Raw genomic sequence first — 613 nt, 5'->3', positions numbered from 1 at the left:
AGCCTCGGCGCGGTGGCCGCCGTCGTCGTTGATTCCCATAGCGGCGAAGGCAGGTCCGGTCTGGGCGGCGGGCTGCTGGCGCTGGCGTCAGTGGCCCTGTCCTGGCTGCTGGTGCAGACGCTGTTCACGCTGCGGTACGCGGAGCTGTATTACAGCACGGACGGGAAATCCGGGACGGCGGTGGGCGGCATCGACTTCAACCAGGAGGGACCGCCGCGGTACACCGACTTCGCYTAYCTCGCCTCGAGTCTGGGCATGACCTACCAGGTYTCGGACACCGCCCTCCAGAACCACGGCATCCGYGCGGAGGCGCTCAAGCACAGCCTCCTGTCCTACCTCTTTGGCACCGTCATCCTCGCCACGACCATCAGCCTCGTGATCAGTCTCGCCTTCTGAGCCCCGGGGCAGATTGACCTACATTGCCGTCTCGGTTCCGGTCTTTGGCGGATCCCAGGACAAAAACCGAGTATTGGACAGGAAAACTACTCGACTTCATCCGATGCCCTACTCGACTATTTCGGCGCCCTAGGCCCCCGGCATGCCCCCGGCTATATTTGCAAAAAGCACAGCCATTTTGGTCAGGGCCTTCGCTCCAACCCCGAGCGTGACCCGG

At 63.5% G+C, this 613-nt stretch carries 1 protein-coding gene; it reads left to right on the top strand.

What is annotated here, in order from left to right; all coding sequences use genetic code 11:
• The coding region (locus tag AC1DC5_RS19035) for a DUF1345 domain-containing protein (protein WP_476866199.1) at nucleotides 1-396 on the top strand (396 nt) is incomplete at its 5' end.
• Between the last annotated feature and the right edge of the window lie 217 nt (nucleotides 397-613).

The sequence above is a fragment of the Arthrobacter sp. 10L424 genome, assembly GCF_056395325.1.
Note: the sequence above shows the minus strand (reverse complement) of the source record. Positions and strands in the feature narration are given on the sequence as shown.